Source organism: Pseudoalteromonas rubra (assembly GCF_001482385.1).
Taxonomy (GTDB): Bacteria; Pseudomonadota; Gammaproteobacteria; order Enterobacterales; family Alteromonadaceae; genus Pseudoalteromonas; species Pseudoalteromonas ardens.
Genome location: NZ_CP013611.1, coordinates 2,204,675 through 2,222,840, shown reverse-complemented (window position 1 = coordinate 2,222,840; position 18,166 = coordinate 2,204,675). Strand labels below are relative to the sequence as shown.

The window sequence follows — 18,166 nt, the reverse complement described above, 5'->3', positions numbered from 1 at the left end:
TATATTATGGAATTCATTCCTTATGCTCTTCCAATGATAGGAAAGGAAGAGATTGCAGAAGTGGTAGATACTTTAGAGTCGGGTTGGTTAACGACTGGGAAAAAAACAAAAGATTTTGAAACACAATTCGCAGATTATATTGGAGCTGAATTTGCTCTTGCAGTTAACTCTGCAACGGCAGGATTACATTTAGCGTTGGAAGCGCTCGGTGTCGGCCCTGGTGACAAGGTAATTACAACCGTTCACACTTTTACTGCAACTGCTGAAGTTATTAGATATTTGGGTGCAGATCCTATATTCGTTGATATCGAAGGGGATAGCTTTAATATTGATGTAGATGAGGTGGAAAGCGCAATAGAAGCGCATGAGAATGTAAAAGTTATAATACCAGTTCACTATGCAGGGCAAGCTGCCAATATTGATAGACTTATGCTCATAGCTAAAAAACATGGTATTAAGATACTTGAAGATGCTGCCCATGCTTTACCAGCGACGCATAATAGTAAGAAGGTTGGTACTATGGGGGACATTACCGTTTTTAGTTTTTATGCAAATAAAACAATTACGACTGGTGAAGGCGGTATGATAGTGACCAATAACGCTGAATATAGAGATAGGATGTCTTGTATGCGCTTGCACGGTATTAGTCGTGATGTTTTTGATCGCTTTACATCGAAAAAACCTTCATGGCATTACAATGTAGTTGCTCCTGGTTATAAATATAATTTGACGGATATTGCTTCTTCTATAGGGATGCACCAGCTTAAAAAAGCAGATATATTAAAAGATCGAAGGGAAGCTATCGCGCAAGCATATAATGAAGGTTTTGCAGGCCTTCCACTAAAAACTCCATATTTAGTCAACCCTGAGGACGTACATTCCTGGCACTTATATGTTGTGCAATTGGATTTGGATTCCCTGACGATTTCTAGAGATCGCTTTATTGAGCTAATGGCAGAATCGGGTATTGGTACTTCAGTTCACTATATACCATTACATAGACATCCGTATTGGAAAGAAAATTATAAACTGGACGCTAGGTGTTTTCCCAAATCAGAATATGCTTATAATCGTATAGTGAGCTTACCGAACTACCCTAAAATGAGTGATGAGCAGGTTGAAAGAGTAATTAAAACAGTTAGGTCAATTTTGGTGGAGAATATGAAAGGTGGCTAAGCGTCTTTTTGATATATTTTTTTCATTATTAGGGATTTTGATTCTATTACCTTTTTACTTGATTATCGCCATTTTGATAAAGAGAGACTCTCCTGGCAATGTAATCTTTAAGCAAAAGAGAGTTGGTAAAAATGGGCACGAGTTTCACGTTTACAAATTCAGAACTATGGTTGTAGATGCTGAAAGTAAGGGAATGAAGATTACAGTAGGGCGTGATCCAAGAATTACTAATTTAGGGCACTTCTTAAGGAAATATAAGCTTGATGAACTGCCGCAAATCTTCAATGTTCTTTTCGGAAGCATGAGCTTCGTTGGTCCAAGGCCAGAAGTAAAAGAGTATATAGATGAGTACCCTGAAGCTGTGAGAAAGGAAGTTTTATCTGTTAAACCCGGTATAACCGATAATGCTTCGATTGAGTTTAGAGAAGAGAGTAATATTCTGTCTCGCTCTCCTGACCCGAGAAAAACTTACATAGAAGATATCTTGCCTGTCAAACAGAGATATTATTTGGATTATGTGAGAGATAGATCACTTTTGGGTGATGTTAAAATAATTATTAAAACTATTTGGGAAGTGGCCCGGTAGTTTTTCTCGTTTCCTGTTTTGACGATTAAAAATCAGCGTTTTTATATATAAAAATTAATTTTTAGGTTTGATTATGATTTCACCAATTATTTTGGCGGGCGGCTCAGGTACTCGATTGTGGCCATTGTCACGCGGCAACTACCCAAAGCAATTTTTAAAATTGCATGGTGAGAACACCATGCTACAAGAGACTATTCTAAGACTAAACGGGCTTGAACACGCACCAGCTATGTTAATTTGCAATGAAGAACATCGCTTTATTGCTGCTGAGCAAGTTCGTCAAATTGGTGCTGCACACAGCGGTATCTTTTTAGAGCCAGTAGGTCGTAACACCGCGCCAGCTATTGCATTAGCAGCCTTTAAATCAGTTGAAAGCAATCAAGATGCATTACTTCTTATTTTGGCTGCAGATCACGTTATTGAAAACCAAGCTGCATTCCAAGAAAGCGTGAACAAAGCAAAGTCGTTAGCAGAGCGAGGTAAGCTAGTGACTTTTGGTATTGTTGGTAACACGCCTGAAACAGGTTATGGCTATATTAAACGCGGAATAGAAGTTGAGCACGGTTTTGTCGTTGATAGTTTTGTTGAAAAGCCAAGCTTAAAAACGGCACAAGAATATATTGCAAGTGGTGATTACTACTGGAATAGCGGTATGTTCTTATTTAAAGCAAGTCGTTATCTTGAAGAGCTAAAAATATTTCGCCCAGATATTTATGAAGCGTGTGAAAAAGCCGTTAAAGTACAAAATAGTGACATGGACTTTGTGCGTGTAGACAAAGGCGCATTTGAAGCATGTCCAGAAGAGTCAATAGATTATGCTGTCATGGAGCACACCAAGGATGCAGTTGTGGTACCAATGGATGCAAGTTGGAATGATGTAGGGGGGTTTGCTGCATTATGGCAAGTGTCTGAACAAGATGAAGACGGCAATGCCTTCATAGGTGATGTTAAATCAGTTGATACAAAAAACACGCTTGTGTTCGGTGAAGATAAGTTAGTTACAACCGTTGGTGTTGAAGACTTGGTGATCGTCAATACAAAAGATGCCGTGCTTGTTGCACACAAAGACGAGTCTCAAAAAGTAAAGCAAATTGTTAGTCAACTAAAAGCAGATGAGCGTTCAGAAGTCACATTCCACCGCGAAGTATATCGTCCTTGGGGTAAATACGATTCAGTAGACAATGGTGAACGTTTTCAGGTTAAGCGTATTACGGTAAAACCGGGTGCCAAATTATCAGTGCAAATGCACCATCACAGAGCTGAGCATTGGATTGTGGTATCAGGTACTGCAAAAGTGCAAATCGATAATACAGAGCAGTTTGTTACCGAGAATGAGTCAGTATACATTCCAATTACAGCTGTTCATGCATTAGAAAACCCAGGTAAAGTCGATTTAGAACTTATTGAAGTTCAATCAGGTTCATACTTAGGTGAAGATGATATTGTGCGTTTTGAAGACCGTTACGGCAGAGTAAAAGGCTAAGTCATGAATACAAAATCAGTGATTCAATCAAGTGGTATTGCATTCGGTACTAGTGGTGCTAGAGGTCTTGTAGCTGACTTTACACCTGAAGTGTGCGCAGCATTTTCAATTGCGTTCGCTCAGAGTATTACAGGCGAGTTCGCTTTTAATACAATCGCCATTGCGATTGATAATCGCCCAAGCAGCTTGGATATCGCCAAAGCCTGCGCAGCAGGTCTAAAGCAATTTAATATAGAGGTTGTTTATTATGGTGTAGTGCCAACACCTGCACTTGCTTATACATCGATACAAGATAACATGCCTTGTATTATGGTTACAGGCAGTCATATTCCATTTGATAGAAATGGTTTAAAGTTTTATCGTCCTGATGGTGAAATCACTAAGCAAGATGAATTAGCTATTTTAGCTGCTGATTTTGTTTTTTCTGAGTTAGACCTATCTGGTATCGATTTACCAATAAGTGACAAAGCAAAAAATGCTTATATTGCTAGGTATACAAATCTGTTTAATGGTGAGACGCTAGCAGGTAAAAGAGTAGGTATATACGAGCACTCCAGTGCAGGTAGGGATATCTATAAATCATTATTTGAACAATTGGGTGCAGAAGTTATTTGCTTAGGCCGTAGTGATGAGTTCATCCCAATAGATACCGAGGCTGTGTCTGATGAAGATAAACACAGGTCAAAAGTGTGGGTAAGTGATTATCACTTAGACATGTTGTTTTCAACGGATGGCGACGGTGATAGACCACTAGTTGCAGGTGAAGATGGCGAGTGGTTGAGAGGTGATATTTTAGGTCTGCTTTGTAGCCAAGCACTATCAATAGAAGCGCTTGCAACACCGGTTAGCTGTAGTACAGCAATAGAGTTATCAGGTAGCTTTAAAACAGTGACCAGAACAAAAATTGGCTCGCCTTATGTAATAGAAGCCTTTTCAGACTTAAACAAAACTTACAGGCGAGTAGCGGGTTTTGAAGCAAATGGTGGTTACTTATTAGCGAGTGACCTCGAGTTTAACGGTAAAGCACTTAAGGCACTACCAACAAGAGATGCTGTGTTACCTGCGCTTGTTGTAATAACAATGGGTAATAGCATAGCAAGCTTGCACAAGACATTGCCACAACGTTTTACTGTAAGTGATAGGCTTAAAGACTTTGCTACAGAGAAAAGTAAAGCGCTCATAGCGGAGCTAAGTGAAAATCCTAATGAATTTCTCAATAGCTTGGGCTTAGGAGAAGCGAAGGTCGTTTGTAAAAGAGACGGTTTAAGGATTACTGCGGAAAATGGTGATGTGGTTCATTTAAGGCCATCTGGCAACGCGCCGGAGCTGAGGTGTTACGCTGAGTCAAATTCGGAGCAAGAAGCCCTATGCTTAATGAATAGAGCTTTTACATTGGTGAATCAAAGTTAAAACACCTCACGTTTAATAGGAGGCGGTTTTTTCTTGGATATGAATTTTCCCTCCAGGGTGAGTTACACGCCAAAATCGGCCAGCTGACAATGGAGAGTGATTTTTTGGTGAAAGTGCTCGTTCGTTAGCAAGAGCACATAAGAAAAATAAACTAGACAAAGCACATTCACTAGTGTTGAAAGGCCGGTGTGACTTGCTTGTAATTAGCTTGTGTTTCTGCCTATTACAAGCCAAGGGTGTGTAACTCCCCCATAAACTGCAACAGTTCTTGAGTAGAATTTCCATTAACAAAAGAAGGAAGTTTTACGATGAGAAAAAGCAAGTTCACCGAGTCACAAATTGTTGCCATGATCAAAGAAGCTGAATCGGGTGTATCGGTTCCAGATCTTTGCCGAAAACATGGAATAGGACAGAGCACATTTTATAAATGGCGCTCCAAATATGGCGGCATGGAAGCGTCGGATGTAAAGCGACTGAAAGAACTTGAAGAAGAGAATCGCAAGCTCAAGGACATGTTTGCAACACTGAGTCTGAAACACACTATGCTTGAGGAAATCGTTGCAAAAAAGCTGTGAGCACAAGCAGGCGCAGAGCGTGGGTTGAGCATTTCCTTAAGCAGTTTGGGGTAAGTGTGGCACTTGCTTGTGAGGTTGCAGGACTAAATCGAAGTGTCTATTACTACACGCACAAGCGGCCACCAGATGATGAGGTAATCGATGCGTTGCTATTGCTTGTAGAGCGTCACCCTCGCTGGGGTTTGCCTAAGTTGTTTAAACGGCTGCGGCATCAGGGCAAAACATGGAACAAGAAGCGTGTTGAACGAGTTTACAATATGCTAAAGCTCAACTTGAGGCGAAAAGGAAAGCGCCGTGTTCCGACACGCAGCCCAGAGCCATTGAGTACGCCGGAAAAGCACAATGATTCTTGGTCTATGGATTTCATGAGCGATGCTTTAAGCTTTGGACATCGCTTCAGAACATTAAATATTATTGATGATTACAATCGGCAAGCACTGGCCATCGAAGTAGATACCAGTTTGACCACAGAGCGGGTTATCAGAACGCTTGAACGAGTGATTGCCTGGCGAGGAAAGCCGTCGCAAATAAGGGTTGATAATGGACCTGAATTTACATCCAGCTTGTTGGAAAGTTGGGCTCAGAACAAAAATATAAAGCTTGAGTTTAATCAGCCAGGTAGTCCTTATCAGAATGGATTTGTGGAGCGTTTTAATCGCAGTTATCGAGAAGAAGTATTAGATTTATACCTGTTCGATTCACTACAACAAGTACGCGAAATCACAGATGAATGGTTAGAAATTTACAATTATGAAAGGCCTCACGATGCGCTGGAAGACATGACTCCAGTTGGCTACCTTGAGGCTGCATAATTCTACTAATGAGCTGTACTAGGTTGGGTGGAGTTACAGGTGAATCGCAGGAAACGCTCGACATTATGAAGGCGATAGATGCAATGCACGAGCTATTGTCAAATCTGGTGTATGAAAGCCGCTTGATGCTCTGTCTGATCTTGTTCTATTCGTTCACCGTTTTTGAAGGTAATGCCTTCAATGACATCGGCCAGCAGCTTAAAGCCACGTAACCGGTACCATTTCTTTTCTGCTAGCTGAGCAAGTTTGAATGCCATGCTCAGCGTGGTGTTTCTGCTACCGCAACTCTTGGTTTTGTTAGTTCTCAGCCTAATTGTTGCGAAAGTCGACTCTATTGGATTCGTTGTTCTAATCGAGAGCCAGTGCTCCGCTGGAAAATCATAGAACGCCAGCATTTCTTCTTTATCCTTACGCAAACAATCAGTTGCTTTCGGATACTTGACCCCATAGTTTTTATCAAATAAATCATAAGCTTTGAGCGCGGACTCCTTGCTTTCTGCCATCCAGATATCTTGCAAGCCAGACTTGATTTTTGGCTGCATGGATTTTGGCACTTTATTTAAAATGTTTGCCGTCTTATGGACCCAGCATCGTTGGTGCCGAGTCGTTGGCCATACCTTAGTCACGGCATTCCAAAACCCTAACGCGCCGTCACCAATCGCCAGCTTCGGCGCAGCTGCTAACCCTTGAGCATTGAGTTGGTTCAATACCTCTGTCCAACTTTGCTCTGATTCTCTAACGCCGTCAGATATTGCAAGCAACTCCTTTCGGCCCGTTTCATCAACGCCTATTACAACAAGTAAGCATAGCTTGTCGTCCATTCTGACTTTGCTGTAGATCCCATCAGCCCAGACATAAACGAAACGGCGGCGGCTCAAGTCTCGCCGAGCCCAAGCCAGGTATTCTTGCTCCCAGCTCGCTTTTAGTCGTGAGACTGTGTTTGCCGACAGCCCTTTAGCATTCTCGCCAAGCAGTGATGCAAGAGCAGGCTGCATCTCTCCCGTGGAGATCCCACGTAGATAGAGCCAGGGTACCAATTCTTCGATATTTTTAGTCCGCTTCAGGTAAGGCGGGACTAACTTACTGTTAAACTTAACTTCTTTATCTTTTCTATCCCTCACTTTTGGCACTCTGACTGGGATATCACCAAGACCAGTTTGGATCATCCTCTCAGGCTGGAAGCCGTTACGCACAACTCTTAATCGGCCATCATCAAGGCGCTCATGGGAGAATTGCTCTAGAAGTTCGGCTAGCTCAGCCTCAATGGCTGAAGCAAGTAACTGTTGGGCACCTTGCTTCAATACTTGCTCTAGCGGGTTCTCTGGTGCGGTGAGTGGAACTACGTTATTATCTTTGTTCATTGCGATGCTTCCTCTGTTAGTTGTTGATCCGCCAAGATCAATTAACAGAGTACATCGCAATGTCTTCTCATACACCAGAAATGACTATATCTCGCAATGCACCTGATGTATCCATTTATGGGTAGCCGACGGATTGTCGACGAACTGGCCAAGTTAAACTACAAGGTTAACCTGTACTAGCCCAGGCTTGACCTGACAGTTACCCGTTTTTCAATCGGTGACTGTCAGACTAGATTTGGGCTAAATTCTTTTCAACTGTTGATCTAAGTGCGAGTGCTAAATTTTGGGGCCATTTCTGCCTAAATTATAGCAACTAACTTGAAAAACATTGATAGTAGCTTTATTCTTTTATTTTTGCCTTTCTCTAGCAAAATATCTTCTTCTTACGTGACTGATGTTGAGTTTTTGCGTATGTTTGCTAGTTAAGACTGGTTCATAAGACAAAGTATTGTTGATCAAGGGTATACAGTGGATAGTTGGTTCCGAACTTTATGTAATGCTTCTCGCTCTAAAAAGCGCCTTTATACGCTTCTTATAGATTCTATCTTTATCTTTAGCGCATTTTGGTTAGCTCTTATTGTACTACTAGATAGCTTAACACCATTCTTTGAGGTTAAAAACTGGCTACTTTTATCTCTTATCTTGCCAATTAGCTTATTTACCTTTGTTAATTTAGGTTTATATCGAGCTGTTCTTCGTTACGTAGGTATGCAAGTCATTGGCGCAATTGTCCTAGGTGCTATTGTTAGTGCAGTCATACTTGTACTTAGTTCATTTTTTGCTCACGTGTCAATACCCAGAACTATGCCAGTTATTTATTCGTGGTTACTTATTTTGTCAGTTGGTGGTTCGCGCATTTTCGTAAGAGCTATGTTAGGTCGTATAGCTACTATTAATAAAACGCCAGTCGTTATTTATGGTGCTGGGTCTGCAGGTCGGCAACTCGCGCCTGCGATTGGTGCGGGTGATGAATACTATGTCAGTGCATTTATAGACGATGATAAGTCTAAACAAGGTGCGATACTGCAAGGTATTCCGGTCATTACGTTTGATGGTATTTTTAGTTTAATCGAGCGCAAGAGAGTAAAAAAAATATTACTGGCTATGCCAAGCGAAAGTCGAGCACGTCGTAAAGAGATCCTTGCTCAGCTTGAAAACTTACCACTAGAGGTAATGACAATACCTGGAATGGCCGATGTACTAGAAGGCCGCGCGACTCTTGATGAAATTAAAGATGTAGAAATAGAAGATTTATTAGGTCGTGACCCTGTAACACCTAAGCAAGATTTACTAGATGCCAATATTAGAGGTAAAGCGGTAATGGTAACTGGTGCTGGTGGTTCGATTGGCTCGGAGCTTTGCCGCCAGATTGTAAAGCAGTCACCTGCCAAGCTTGTGTTATTTGAGCTAACAGAGTTTGCGCTTTATTCCATTGAAAAAGAGCTTAATGAATTTATTAAATCTAGAGGGTTAGATATTGAGCTCATACCCATAATGGGCTCGGTTCAGCATATCAACCGCTTAGAAACGTGTATGATTGCCTTTGGGGTGCAAACGGTTTATCACGCTGCTGCTTACAAGCATGTGCCACTAGTTGAGCACAATGTGGTTGAAGGTGTGCGTAACAATGTGTTTGGTACTTACTATGCAGCTATAGCTGCAATAAACGCAAAGGTGGAAACATTTGTATTGGTCAGCACTGACAAAGCGGTTCGGCCAACTAATGTAATGGGTACAACTAAGCGCATGGCAGAACTTTGTTTACAAGGTTTGGCACAAAATAAAGAAAAATGCATGCATAAAACCCGCTTCTGTATGGTGCGTTTTGGTAATGTGCTCGGGTCATCTGGCTCGGTAGTGCCCTTATTCCGTAGGCAAATTAAAGAAGGTGGACCAATTACGCTTACTCACCCTGACATTACACGCTTCTTTATGACTATTCCTGAGGCGGCCCAGTTGGTTATTCAAGCAGGCGCTATGGGTAAGGGTGGTGACGTTTTCGTTTTAGACATGGGTGAATCAGTTAAAATTAAAGATTTGGCCATAAAAATGGTTCATTTGTCGGGTCTTGAGGTGAAGAGTGAGTCTAATCCGCATGGTGATATTGAAATTAAATGCACTGGCTTAAGACCTGGGGAGAAATTGTACGAAGAGCTTTTGATTGGTGAAAATGTTAAGCAGACTTCTCATGAGCGGATTATGACTGCGAACGAAGTGATGTTACCTTTAAAAGAATTAGAGAACATCTTGGAGCCATTAGATAAAGCTTGCCATGACTTTGATCATGAGAAGATAAGACATCTTCTTCTGGAAGCTCCAACTGGGTTCAACCCGACAGATGGGATTTGTGATCTAGTTTGGAATGCGAGACAGGATGCCGAACTTCTGTGTGAAAGCAAGGTGGTTAACCTTAAACTATAGTGTACTAGCTCAGACTTGACCTGACAGTTACCCGTTTTTCAATCGGTGATTGTCAGTCTAGATTTGGGCTAAATTCTTTTCAGCCCAGAGCGATTTCCCATCTAATAATGTTTCAAGTGGCGTTCTGCCACAGCATTTTTTTCCTTGATGAGTTCGGTCATTATTGTAGTAATTTATCCACTCGTCTAGGTCCTTTTGAAGCTCTTCCAGAGAGCTATATAATTTTTTGCGAAATGTCACCTGATAGAACTCTTGTAGTATCGTTTTGTGGAAGCGTTCGCAGATACCATTAGTCTGCGGTGACATCGCCTTAGTTTTGGTATGATCTATGCCGTTGATAGCCAGATAAAGCTGATAGTCATGGTGCTCGACCTTGCCACAGTACTCAGTTCCGCGGTCAGTGAGGATCCTTAGCAAAGGCAGCTCATGTTGCTCGAAGTAAGGCAGAACTCTGTCGTTCAATAGATCCGCTGCTGTAATCGGCGTTTTAGTGGTGTAGAGCTTTGCAAACGCGACTTTACAGTATGTATCAACAAAAGTTTGTTGATAAATACGGCCAACCTCCTTTAGGTTTCCGACATAAAAAGTATCCTGTGACCCAAGGTATCCGTGGTGCTCCGTTTCAATTTCTCCACAGGCTTCATCATCCTGCTTTTTCCTCTCAAGAGCTGTCACTTGGGACTCCGAGAGAATAATACCTTCTTGCGCGACCTTAGCTTCTAGCGCTTTCAAACGCTTTTTAAAGTTTTCCAAGTCATGGCGCAACCAAACTGACCGCACGCCACTGGCAGAAACAAAAACGCCTTGTTTTCTTAACTCATTGCTGGCTCTGACTTGCCCGTGAGCCGGAAATTCAAGCGCATAGGTGCAAACTGCTTTTTCAGTCTCTTCATCTAAACGGTTCTTCAGGTTTGGTTTTCTGCGCGATTTATCGATGAGTGCATCAATACCGCCTTCATCAACGAGCTCTTGATAGCGATAAAACGTATCTCGCGAAACCCCCATCATTTTGCAGGCTTTAGATACGTTTCCAAGCTCTTCAGCCAGATTGAGCAAACCAGCTTTGTGTTTAATGATTGGATTGTTAGTATGTAACATGAGAGTTACTCCTTAGTTGTTTTGAACAAAGATTCGACACCTTTATCAAAACGGGTAACTCTCAATTTTTCAAATCGAAATGTCAGGTCTGGTCGGAACTAATTCAGATAAAACTTTTCGGTCTATCTCATCAGTTAATTTGGTCTGATTTTTCTTAACAATTTGAGGCTCAAACGTGCTAGCTCTGTCGCGCGGAGTGTCCAGCTCAAAACTGCCTGAGGAGGATTTGATACGCTTGCTGGTAGTGCCATTTTTACGATTGGGCTGTTCAGTTTCAGCGAGGTGCTGCTCGAGTTCAGCGTTTAAAGCCGCTTCTGTGAACTGCTTAATCAATGGCGTTAAAATGCCATCTTTGCCAGTCAAATCCTGGCCAGCCTGTAGTGCCTTAACGGCTTTGTCGATATCGAAGTTTTGAGTCATGTGTCACTCCTGTTTTAATCCTAATAGTGAAATGACACAGAATTTTGAACACTACCTCGTTTTTATTTTTAAGGTGCCTGTTAACTATTTCTTTTTGTCTCCCAATTATAAAGCTCTTAGTGTTATAGTAATGCTAAATTTTCTCTAAGACTGAATATCTTAACCGGACAGAGGACTATGTCTAAACTAACCCCTATTCTTGCAAGCAGCCTGTTATCTCTATCACTTCCTAGTGGTGCAGGTGAAATATTAAAAAATCACCAAAACTTTACTGGCTCTACAGGTATAGTTAATACCCCCTCTGCAAAAGTATTGGCGCCGGGTGTCATTGATATTGGATATAACAACCAACTCAACTTAAGAGGTGCAGAATATTTAGATGGTTACAACTATATATTCTCGGCTGGAATTTGGTCTGGGCTAGAGGTCAGTGGTCAGATTGCTAGTAGTACCATGCATGATAATATGTTTAAAACCAAAGCTCTGGGTGAGGACCAGCTCCGCGATTTATCCTTCAACGCGAAGTATCAAATCCCTTTTGTGCCTGAAGACTGGTTTGACTTAGCTATTGGCGGGAAAGACATAGGTGGGGCTGCCAATAAGTATGAGTCCTATTTTGTAGTCGCCTCAAAGGACTGGTTAGACTTTCGTTTTTCTACCGGTGTAAGCACCAGTAAAAGCGGCATCGGTATGATGGATGGCGTGTTTGCAGGTGTTGAATGGCAACCTTTGGAATGGTTTGCGTTGCAAGTTGAGCATGATGCGGAAGCAGTAAACGCGGCGGCGCGTTTGACCGTCCCCCGTGCCTGGTTATTTGATTTGGGCACATTGACGCTAACCAGCGGCTTCTATAGCAATACGGAACACAGTGAAAAAGATACCTATTATGGTGTCAACTTTTCGATGCCTCTATCCGAACAGTCACGTCAGAATTATCAGGAAATTCAACCAGCACCCGACAATGCTACTGCGATTGCGCACTTATCTGAACAAGGTGCGCAATCAACTGGTGCAGGCAAACCAATGGTTGTTGAGGCTGCTGATCTCGATACTCAAGTCCAAAGTCGTGAGCAGGGTGCCACACCAAATGTGAATATTGGCGAATTGAACACGCAGATCCGTGCACTCAAGCAAGCGCTTGTGGCGGATGGGTTCGAAAATGTACAAGTGGGTACCAATCGTGAACCTGTTATTGTCGTGAAGTTTGAGAATCCGGTATTTAATCGTAATGACATCGATGCAATTGGCGTTGTACTAGGCCGAGTTGCACAATACATCAGTGATGACAATGCAAAGTTTACAGTTCAGCTTGGCAAACATGATATTCCTTTGTTGACGCTATCTGGACGAGTGAGCAATTACCGTCAGTTTATAACAAATGGAACTGCACCAGGGCTGGTTATTCGTCAGGGGATGATGGATGTACCTGGTGGTGTTGCATGGATTGGCGACGGTGCTGCGAATAGCCCATATTTCAAGCCACGCCTGACTTTAAGTCCAGCCCTGAGTTCAACGTATGCTACAGAGCTGGGTGTGTATGATTTTTCTCTGGCACTTAGAGCCGATCTTGAGATACCTGTGTGGCGTGGTGCAGGCATCAATATAACAGCACAAACGGTGGTTGCCGATACTGAAGACTTTGAACCAGGCGATACGTTTGAATCTCGTCGTGAGCAAAACGGTTTAGAGCGTGCTGTTTTCTATCAAACATTTGACTTACCCTTCGGTTTTTACAATCAAACCCAGGTTGGCTTTTTCCGTGAATACTATGATTACACGGGGATTATTAACGAAACAGCTTGGGTAAGCCCGTCTGGACGCCATAAGCTTTACAATAATTACGGCTTCTTTGATTATGAGGATTTTGATGGCGATCGTGATTATCATGTTATGGGCTATCAATATCACTGGGTAGAGCAGGATATGACCTTCCACTTGTCTGGAGGAGAGTTCTGGCAAGAGGACAAAGGGTTCAAGGCAGAGACTAAGTTCTGGTTTGGTGACAGCTATGTGTCAATTTTTGCCTATGATACAGATGTTCAAGTAGCGGGTATCTCTTTCAGTATTCCACTGACACCGAGAAAAGACATGGCAGTGTCGGAATACGGTCAGATCAAAGGTAATCAGGCATGGCGTCATAGTGTCGGTACACGTATTGGTGAGGATACCAATGCGCTGGTGTACAAAAAGGGATATGTCCCAGAAACGTCTATCACGCTGGACCGTACCTACTTTAACCAGGGACGCTTGTCTGGTAGTTATGTGTACGCAAATCTTGGCAGATTGCGTGAGGCATACCTTACTTATAAATAAACCAGCCCAAATGGAGTCAGGCTGTCTAATGACAGCCTGATCGAGTATCAAGCAAGCGAGCCTCTTTGCGTACTTTTCCGTCACCACACCACTAACCGTGATCTATCACAAATAAATTCAGTTTGATGACAAAAATCTTAAATTTCTGCTTGAGAATTGTGTCTTTCGCTCCAATACTTAGATATAGGTAAACAACAAAAGGGAGCGCTTATGAAAATTAATCTTTCAGGCCACCATGTAGATATGACAGAAGCCGTTAAGCAACACGTTGATGAAAAGTTTGCCAAAGTAGCTAATCACTTCCCGTCGCTGTTGTCGATAGACGTCATAGTCAGTAAGGAACACAAGAAATTTTACACTGAGATCAACACCAATTATTCAGGAGCCAGGATATCCGTAAAAGGAGAGGATGACGTCATGTATCCGGCTATCGCACAGGCAGCCAAAAAGCTGGATGCTGCACTAAAACACAGAAAAGGTCAGCTCAAGGCCAACAAACATGAAAAACCTGTGAGTACGACCCCGCCAATCGCACATGAAATTATTCAGGAAATGAACCTGAATTAGAGATAAAAAAGAAGCCACTTAAGAGTGGCTTCATTCGTAATGGTGCTCAAACAGCCCCGTCAAAGCCCATCTGACGCCACGATTCATACACAAACACAGAAACCGCATTGGACAAATTCATGCTTCTGCTGTCTGGTCGCATCGGGATCCGCAGGCGTTGCTCTGGTGGTAAAGAGAAGATAAGGTCTTCCGGTAAGCCTCTTGTTTCCGGACCAAACAGCAGACAATCGCCGCTCTGGTAGTCTGGCTCATGGTGATAACGTGTGCCCTTAGTTGTGCAGGCAAACACGCGATTTGGTTTGCGTGCCTCCAGATAGGCCTCCAGTGATGGGTAGCGTTTCACTTCACTGAATTCGTGATAATCCAGGCCGGCGCGCCTGACGCGTTTGTCGTCCCAGTCGAAGCCCAGAGGCTCAATCAAATGCAAAGAAAATCCGGTGTTTGCACACAGGCGAATGATGTTACCTGTATTGGGGGGAATTTCAGGCTGATACAATACGATGTCTAACATGGATAACCTCAGAATAATATTGCTTGCAGTATAGCGCATCCAGCATAAAGGCTAAAAGTGGTGGTTGAGCTCTTCTGAACTGCAAGGAGGCGGGCAGTGCGTTCATATTATTATGCCAGCGTCACTAATTTTTCATTTTCATGACTTACACTATAAGATAAGCCTAACTCGGAAGTTTAATCAGGTTGTAGAGGTAATAGGTGGCCCATAATTATAACTTTTTAGTCCGATTTTCCAGTATCTTCACGCTGTTGATGGCCGCGCTGATGATTGCGGCCAAGACCTGGGCCTGGTTGGCATCAGGTAGTGCAGCTATGCTGGGGTCGCTGACGGACTCATTACTGGATGTTAGTGCATCTATGATGAGTTTTTTGGTGCTGAGCTATGCATTGCGCCCTGCTGATGATGATCATCGCTTTGGTCATGGTAAAGCTGAAGCGCTGGCGGGTCTTGGTCAGTCTGCATTTATTGCGGGTTCTGCCTGCTTATTGACGTTTCATGGTATTGAGCGCTTGTTTAACCCGGTAACCATTCAGCATAGTCTGCTGGGCGTCTGGGTAAGTCTGTTTGCTGTCGCCTGCACATTCGCTGTGGTTGTCGTGCAGCATCAGGTGGTTAAGCGCACTCAGTCCATCGCTATCAAAGCTGATTCTTTGCACTATAAAGGTGATATTTTACTCAATCTCGCCGTGCTGACTGCATTGTTACTGAGCCATTGGCAGGTCCAACATGCCGATGCATTGTTTGCGATAGGGGTGGCGGCTTATCTGCTTTACAACTGCTGGGAAATAGCCCGGGAGAGCGCGGACCATCTGATGGACAAAGAACTCCCCGATGAAGAGAAAACCGAGATTATTTTGTTGGCTTCCAGTCATGAAGACGTTTATGGCGTTCATGATCTAAGGACTCGCCAAAGTGGTAAAGTGAAATTTGTACAGTTGCACCTGGAGCTGGACGATCATATTCCATTGGCGCGGGCGCATCAGATCAGTGATGAAGTGGTGGCACATATTAAAGCCGCTTTTGAGGCCGAAATGGATATACTGATCCATCAGGATCCTGTGTCCTTAGCGGTATCACCAACTAATTAGTTGCACTGAGTGACCGCGCTTTAGGCTTATCACACGCAACGAGCTGAGCGGCAAAGGTATAGAATTGCTCTAGTACAGCTCGCCTTATGGTGTCGACTTCGCAAAGTAGCTCATGCTTGCCGGGGTAATGAGACAGCTGGCATGCATCATTATTAGCGGCAAACATGGTGTGTGCAGCAGGGCAAACAATACTATCTTGTCGTGCGCTGGCAATGCTCAATGGCAGATCAATGCGCAGCTTGGTGAGGTCTGTGGTAAATGTCAGCGCCTGTTGCAACCAGCGAAAGCTGACCCCCCCCAACTGTAATGCTGAGTGCGCTTGATATAGCTGTCTGAACAAGGTGTAGCGTTGTTCGCATTGTGTGAGTTCGTTGTCAGTAAAGGCTTTTGGCTGGTAATCTGTCTGGCCAATGGCATAGTGTTTACCGAGCCCCAGGTTGCAAGCCAGTGAAGCAATCCCACGGGCAAGCCAGTCAGGGTAAGGTGCCGTGTTGATTGCAAACATAGGAGCGCTGAGAAATGCGCCCGCAACCGGACTGCTAAACCGGGACAAGTAATCACATGCAATAGCTCCACCCATAGAGTGGGCCAGGATGACGCTCTTTCCCTGCCACTTAGGTAAGACTATCTGGGTGAAAAACGCATCCAGACAATCGCCATATTGGGTAAACCGCGGTATATAGCCAATGTGCTCATTGTCCAGAAACCGCCCCGACAGACCCTGTCCCGGGTGGTCAAAGGTAAACACGGCAATCTGGTTATTGGCAAGCTCCCACAACAACTCCTGATATTTGTGCGCTGATTCAATCCGGCCGTTGACCAGTATGACCGCAAACTGTGCTTGCTCGGGTATATGACAGGCATAAAAGAGTGGTCCGAGCGGGCTCTCAAAAGTGCCCTGGTCGCAGCGTTTCCAGTGTGCCTCTATATAAGGCAGATTATCAAGTAAGTGATTACTATTGCTATAAAACATGCTGGTCTATTGGTAACCCTACGGTGACACGCAGGCCATTGTGATTGCTAAACTGAATACGGCCATGATGCACTTTTATGGCATGTTGCGCAATTGCCAGCCCCAGTCCAAACCCGCCGGGCTCTGTCGTGCCTTGTGGTGTCCTGGCTTGTGAAGCTCTGAAAAAGGGAATGCAGAGTTTCTCTAACATCGCCTCACTTACACCGGGGCCATCATCACAGATGGTGACGATCAAGGTGTCGTCCTGGCACTGTGCAGTCAGGCTAACCTGCTTGTTCGCGTATTTAATAGCATTGCGCAGTATGTTCTCAAACGCGCGGCCAAGCAGCATAGCGTCGACAGTTAAGGTCAGTTCAGGCAAGGGTTTCCAGTTGAGCTGTTTACCAAGTTGCTGGCTTTCAAATTGACCATCGTCAAGAATAGGGGTGAGTAACTCAATGAGTGCAATGGGGCATGGGGTCAGTGTTAGCTGCTGAGATTCCAGCCGGGATAGCTGCAGAATATCACTCAGCATCTGCTCAAGTAGATGGGCTTCTTTTTCGACCCTTTGCAGGTAGGGCGACAGAGCCTCAGGCGCTTTGTCACTGGCAATGCCGTTTGCCATTTGCAGACGGGTTAAGGGCGATCTTAATTCATGTGAGATATCGGCCAGCAGACGCTTTTGTTGCGTGACATGCGCTTCCAGACGACTGGCCATGAGGTCAAAATCTTTACCCAGCTGCCCCAGTTCGTCCTGGCGTGATGCATTGATGTTGGCCCGTGTATCCAGCTTGCCTTGTGCCAGTGCCGCTGCGGCCTGTTGGAGTTGTCGTATAGGCTTTAGCAGACCGCGTGTAAACCACAGGCTAAAGCCAAAGCTGGCCAGGATCAGAGTCAGTAGTTTTGCCCAGGTCGGCATTAAGCGGATTTTTGTCAGAATACGTGGGTTACGGTGGTCCATCAATTGAAAAAGCTGATACTTTTCGCCTTGTAGCTCAATATCTATGGGGCCAAAAGCACGGTACTGTTCGGTGTCGACAATTTGCGCTGGTGCACTGGCAGTAAAGTTCAGTAGTGTCAAATCCCACTCCTTGAGCTCTGAGTGGCTCAGAACGCTGCGTTGTTCGTCGTTGTGGCGTAGGTAGATTTTTGGTCGGTGGCTGCGGTGCCGAGTGGGTAATAGGGTGTACAAGGGTTGCCCTGGGCGGCTTTCGGCACGACGCTCAATATTACGCTGCAGGTGCTGCAGGTTTTTCAACATTGCGGGGCTGATTTGGCGTGTTTCCAGGATGTCAGGTTGTAACAGGCTGACACTCATCAGTAGTAATAAAGTGGCGGCAATTGTGCCCCAAAACCACAGGAAAACTTGTATTAGTAAGTACTTCCTCAT

At 43.9% G+C, this 18,166-nt stretch carries 14 protein-coding genes and 1 pseudogene; 9 read left to right on the top strand and 6 right to left on the bottom strand.

The features are described 5' to 3' along the window. Positions 1 to 6: 6 nt before the first annotated feature. The 5 genes from AT705_RS09825 to AT705_RS09800 all read left to right on the top strand — a co-directional run bounded on the left by AT705_RS09825 (position 7) and on the right by AT705_RS09800 (position 6,042). A complete protein-coding gene (locus AT705_RS09825) occupies positions 7 to 1,176 on the top strand; it encodes a DegT/DnrJ/EryC1/StrS family aminotransferase (protein WP_058796455.1) in 1,170 nt (389 codons plus the stop codon). Beyond that, the gene (locus tag AT705_RS09820) at positions 1,169 to 1,762 is read left to right on the top strand and encodes a sugar transferase (RefSeq protein WP_058796454.1); all 594 of its coding nucleotides are present in this window, start codon (positions 1,169 to 1,171) and stop codon (positions 1,760 to 1,762) included. Before AT705_RS09825 ends, AT705_RS09820 begins: the two co-directional genes overlap by 8 nt. A 73-nt stretch (positions 1,763 to 1,835) precedes the next feature. Then, positions 1,836 to 3,245: a mannose-1-phosphate guanylyltransferase/mannose-6-phosphate isomerase gene (locus AT705_RS09815; RefSeq protein ID WP_058796453.1), complete on the top strand. Its 1,410-nt coding sequence runs from the start codon at positions 1,836 to 1,838 to the stop codon at positions 3,243 to 3,245. A gap of 3 nt (positions 3,246 to 3,248) precedes the next feature. After that, positions 3,249 to 4,655 (top strand): phosphomannomutase, encoded by a 1,407-nt coding sequence (locus AT705_RS09810; protein WP_058796452.1) that lies wholly within the window; start codon positions 3,249 to 3,251, stop codon positions 4,653 to 4,655. A 308-nt stretch (positions 4,656 to 4,963) separates the two neighbouring features. Next, positions 4,964 to 6,042 (top strand): IS3 family transposase gene (locus tag AT705_RS09800; RefSeq protein ID WP_237113810.1). Its coding sequence is split into 2 segments (ribosomal slippage): positions 4,964 to 5,216 and positions 5,216 to 6,042, totalling 1,080 coding nucleotides; the frame shifts between segments, so codons are not numbered across the junction. Between the two features lie 98 nt (positions 6,043 to 6,140). On the opposite strand, the gene AT705_RS09795 is transcribed toward AT705_RS09800, so the two are convergent. Next, positions 6,141 to 7,403 (bottom strand): IS256 family transposase, encoded by a 1,263-nt coding sequence (locus tag AT705_RS09795; protein ID WP_058796450.1) that lies wholly within the window; start codon positions 7,401 to 7,403, stop codon positions 6,141 to 6,143. 468 nt (positions 7,404 to 7,871) lie between these two features. On the opposite strand from AT705_RS09795, the gene AT705_RS09790 reads away from it, so the two are divergent. After that, on the top strand, positions 7,872 to 9,824 hold the full coding sequence (locus AT705_RS09790) for a polysaccharide biosynthesis protein (protein ID WP_058796449.1): 1,953 nt from the start codon (positions 7,872 to 7,874) through the stop codon (positions 9,822 to 9,824). A 57-nt stretch (positions 9,825 to 9,881) separates the two neighbouring features. On the opposite strand, the gene AT705_RS09785 is transcribed toward AT705_RS09790, so the two are convergent. Both AT705_RS09785 and AT705_RS09780 read right to left on the bottom strand, forming a co-directional pair. Then, entirely contained in the window at positions 9,882 to 10,922 is a 1,041-nt protein-coding gene (locus tag AT705_RS09785) for an IS481 family transposase (RefSeq protein ID WP_058796448.1), read from the bottom strand. 105 nt (positions 10,923 to 11,027) lie between these two features. Next, a pseudogene (locus AT705_RS09780) lies at positions 11,028 to 11,342 on the bottom strand (transposase); the annotation flags it as partial. 177 nt (positions 11,343 to 11,519) lie between these two features. Between AT705_RS09780 and AT705_RS09775 the strand changes: the two are divergent. Then, the gene (locus tag AT705_RS09775; protein ID WP_058796446.1) at positions 11,520 to 13,655 is read left to right on the top strand and encodes a YjbH domain-containing protein; all 2,136 of its coding nucleotides are present in this window, start codon (positions 11,520 to 11,522) and stop codon (positions 13,653 to 13,655) included. A 210-nt stretch (positions 13,656 to 13,865) separates the two neighbouring features. Continuing rightward, a complete protein-coding gene (gene hpf / locus AT705_RS09770) occupies positions 13,866 to 14,222 on the top strand; it encodes a ribosome hibernation-promoting factor, HPF/YfiA family (protein WP_010383567.1) in 357 nt (118 codons plus the stop codon). A gap of 46 nt (positions 14,223 to 14,268) precedes the next feature. Here hpf and trmL read toward each other — a convergent pair whose 3' ends face one another. Continuing rightward, positions 14,269 to 14,733 carry a tRNA (uridine(34)/cytosine(34)/5-carboxymethylaminomethyluridine(34)-2'-O)-methyltransferase TrmL gene (gene trmL / locus AT705_RS09765; protein ID WP_049864429.1) on the bottom strand — a complete coding sequence of 155 codons (465 nt, stop codon included), beginning with the start codon at positions 14,731 to 14,733 and terminating at the stop codon, positions 14,269 to 14,271. Positions 14,734 to 14,933: 200 nt separating this feature from the next. On the opposite strand from trmL, the gene AT705_RS09760 reads away from it, so the two are divergent. After that, positions 14,934 to 15,824 carry a cation diffusion facilitator family transporter gene (locus AT705_RS09760; RefSeq protein ID WP_257721233.1) on the top strand — a complete coding sequence of 297 codons (891 nt, stop codon included), beginning with the start codon at positions 14,934 to 14,936 and terminating at the stop codon, positions 15,822 to 15,824. On the opposite strand, the gene AT705_RS09755 is transcribed toward AT705_RS09760, so the two are convergent. Next, positions 15,817 to 16,797 carry an alpha/beta fold hydrolase gene (locus tag AT705_RS09755; RefSeq protein ID WP_058796445.1) on the bottom strand — a complete coding sequence of 327 codons (981 nt, stop codon included), beginning with the start codon at positions 16,795 to 16,797 and terminating at the stop codon, positions 15,817 to 15,819. The genes AT705_RS09760 and AT705_RS09755 overlap by 8 nt on opposite strands. Then, on the bottom strand, positions 16,787 to 18,166 hold the full coding sequence (locus AT705_RS09750) for an ATP-binding protein (protein ID WP_058796444.1): 1,380 nt from the start codon (positions 18,164 to 18,166) through the stop codon (positions 16,787 to 16,789). Before AT705_RS09750 ends, AT705_RS09755 begins: the two co-directional genes overlap by 11 nt.

Excerpts from the sequence above, each read along its gene's own strand:
- AT705_RS09775 (WP_058796446.1), top strand. The coding sequence starts at position 11,520 with ATGTCTAAACTAACCCCTATTCTTGCAAGCAGCCTGTTATCTCTATCA.
- trmL (WP_049864429.1), bottom strand. The coding sequence starts at position 14,733 with ATGTTAGACATCGTATTGTATCAGCCTGAAATTCCCCCCAATACAGGT.
- AT705_RS09750 (WP_058796444.1), bottom strand. The coding sequence starts at position 18,166 with ATGAGGAAGTACTTACTAATACAAGTTTTCCTGTGGTTTTGGGGCACA.
- hpf (WP_010383567.1), top strand. The coding sequence starts at position 13,866 with ATGAAAATTAATCTTTCAGGCCACCATGTAGATATGACAGAAGCCGTT.
- AT705_RS09755 (WP_058796445.1), bottom strand. The coding sequence starts at position 16,797 with ATGTTTTATAGCAATAGTAATCACTTACTTGATAATCTGCCTTATATA.
- AT705_RS09825 (WP_058796455.1), top strand. The coding sequence starts at position 7 with ATGGAATTCATTCCTTATGCTCTTCCAATGATAGGAAAGGAAGAGATT.
- AT705_RS09785 (WP_058796448.1), bottom strand. The coding sequence starts at position 10,922 with ATGTTACATACTAACAATCCAATCATTAAACACAAAGCTGGTTTGCTC.
- AT705_RS09795 (WP_058796450.1), bottom strand. The coding sequence starts at position 7,403 with ATGAACAAAGATAATAACGTAGTTCCACTCACCGCACCAGAGAACCCG.
- AT705_RS09815 (WP_058796453.1), top strand. The coding sequence starts at position 1,836 with ATGATTTCACCAATTATTTTGGCGGGCGGCTCAGGTACTCGATTGTGG.
- AT705_RS09810 (WP_058796452.1), top strand. The coding sequence starts at position 3,249 with ATGAATACAAAATCAGTGATTCAATCAAGTGGTATTGCATTCGGTACT.